At 44.4% G+C, this 2,095-nt stretch carries 4 protein-coding genes; all 4 read right to left on the bottom strand.

Translation table 11 applies throughout. From position 1 onward, the window contains the following. Positions 1 to 160: 160 nt before the first annotated feature. Positions 161 to 1,051: an LPD28 domain-containing protein gene (locus AB5123_RS14230; protein WP_368364990.1), complete on the bottom strand. Its 891-nt coding sequence runs from the start codon at positions 1,049 to 1,051 to the stop codon at positions 161 to 163. Then, on the bottom strand, positions 1,044 to 1,181 hold the full coding sequence (locus AB5123_RS14225; protein ID WP_177533915.1) for a hypothetical protein: 138 nt from the start codon (positions 1,179 to 1,181) through the stop codon (positions 1,044 to 1,046). Before AB5123_RS14225 ends, AB5123_RS14230 begins: the two co-directional genes overlap by 8 nt. After that, a complete protein-coding gene (locus AB5123_RS14220; RefSeq protein WP_117864975.1) occupies positions 1,182 to 1,418 on the bottom strand; it encodes a hypothetical protein in 237 nt (78 codons plus the stop codon). After that, the coding region (locus AB5123_RS14215) for a phage antirepressor KilAC domain-containing protein (RefSeq protein ID WP_368364989.1) at positions 1,418 to 2,095 on the bottom strand (678 nt) is incomplete at its 5' end. The genes AB5123_RS14215 and AB5123_RS14220, both read right to left, overlap by 1 nt.

Raw genomic sequence — 2,095 nt, 5'->3', positions numbered from 1 at the left:
ATGCGTTTCTGCTCAAGGTAGCCGTCGACCTTGTTAACCTCAGTACATAATTCTTTATACTGCCTTTCCGAAAGTACTGGCTTTGTGGCTCTCAGCATTGCAGGGATACTTCCCATGCAGAACTTGAAGTCAACTTTCGCTTTTACTTTGTTTGTGTGCATTACTTCATCTCCATTTCCATATCCTCGGTTTGTGACTGCTCAGGATCATATTCCCAAAACTCATACAGCGACATTATCTCTCCCTTAAAATCTGGAGAGGTTTCTTCTGTAAATGAGATATATCCCTGCTCGCCCAGGTCTATCGGCTCTCTTGTGACCACCGAGCCTGCGTGATTAACCTCAGTTCGCTTTTCTATCGAAACAAATTCTCCCTCATCGCCATGCCTGATATGGTAACAATACATACCCTTCGGAATGTCTGCGTCTGTTATCCTGTCATTGGTGAAAAGTGCAGGCTGACCGAACAGTTCTATCAGCTCATACTCGTCATCATATTCGATATTGATATATTCGGTTTCGCTTGCGTTCAGATACAATCCGCAAGCTTCTTCCAGCTGAATATCCATAACTCTCGCTGCGAATTCAAGCCTGTCCTTTTGGCTTTCGGGATAGTATTCTTCGATCCGCTCACCGTCATAATATACGTGTCTGCCGCAGTTCATGCCGATATCCTCGTCAGCCCATTCATGCTCAAGCTTCACGTCCGGAAACAGCTTCGCAAGCTTTTCAAGGATAGGGTGAGGGGCAGACCATGCGGTCAGGAATCTTATCTCCTTTTCCTTGCTGTGATCGGTATCGGGTTCAAACCCATAAGCATTCCATTTCGTACCCCAGTTGGCGACCGACCAGTCATACCAATTGTTATTGCCGTACAGTTCCCGTTCTCGAACGCCCAAATTGCCTTTGAAAATATTTTTCGGCATAGGAATGATCTTTTCAAAATCTATCGTTCCCATACCGAACTCATCATTTTTGATCTTATTCAGAACACGCTTGACCGCCTCGGGATCGCCTGTTATTTTGATTCGGGTTGTGATATGATTAGGCATTTTCTATTTCCTTTCCGCAGTTTTTAAGCCTGCAGGTTTCTCTTTTGAGATAGTACACCGCCATTCCAAGTGAACCTATGGCAGTCCCTAAAATCCCGCCTATCAGCATTCCTATGAATAAATACGTCATTCACATCATCTCCATTCCAAAATCTTCGGTTTCTTCATCGTCTGCCGAAGTGATTTCCACATACTCATCGATAATACTCAGTGCCTCATCATAGCTGCCGGAAGAGGTGATACGGTCGCACATTTCCTTGGCATCATTCGACATGCCATTTCTCTTCAGCGTTTTTGAAGCAATGCCCATAAGATTAAAGATATTCCCGTTCTGACCTATGAGCGGACATTTTGGCTTTTCTGGCATTATTGCAAAACCTCTTTTCCATAATATTTTTTCAGCAGATTAATAACAAATCTCTGCCCCTTGCCCGTCACAAGCGTCTGCTGATAAGTCTTTTTCATGCCGTCCACCTCGAACACCGACTCCTTAACTGCGAAATATCCACGGTCGATAAACTGCTGATAGGGGAGGTTATTCGCCATAAGCACTCCCATGTATTTTAGCCAGCGGAACAGCCTTGTCCTGCCGATTTTAAAATGCTCATCAGCCGCAAGTTTTGCCATTGCGTTCATGTCGATGAGATTTTCTGTTCCTGCTACCTGATTTGCAAAGTCCACCAAAGGCTGATTGTGCCTGATACGCTCGTTCAGCTTTTTGATAGCCGTCATCTGCAGGCGGAAAAGATTACGATACGGTTCTTCCAGAAAGGGGAGGTAGTTTTCTATGAACATATCCTCATTTGAAACGTAACCTCCGGTGTGATTGATCTGAGGCAGGATTTCATCAAAAATCCATGACTCAAATTTTTCAGCTCCAGGCAGCTTGCTATGTGCAACAAGTCTGTAAACATCACTTTCAGGAATAAAAATCATTTTGATTTTTTTAGTCGGAGACTGCGGATGAGGTAGGTCGTGTTTCACGCCCCACCTACAATGCCGTCTTATTGCGTCTTTTGTATTGCTGTAGCCCAATGCAGAAGC

This window comes from Ruminococcus sp. RTP21204st1_B2_RTP21204_210225, from assembly GCF_040914135.1.
GTDB lineage: Bacteria > Bacillota > Clostridia > Oscillospirales > Ruminococcaceae > Hominimerdicola > Hominimerdicola aceti.
This window is presented reverse-complemented; position numbering and strand designations above follow the sequence as displayed.

Excerpts from the sequence above, each read along its gene's own strand:
- AB5123_RS14220 (WP_117864975.1), bottom strand. The coding sequence starts at position 1,418 with ATGCCAGAAAAGCCAAAATGTCCGCTCATAGGTCAGAACGGGAATATC.
- AB5123_RS14225 (WP_177533915.1), bottom strand. The coding sequence starts at position 1,181 with ATGACGTATTTATTCATAGGAATGCTGATAGGCGGGATTTTAGGGACT.
- AB5123_RS14230 (WP_368364990.1), bottom strand. The coding sequence starts at position 1,051 with ATGCCTAATCATATCACAACCCGAATCAAAATAACAGGCGATCCCGAG.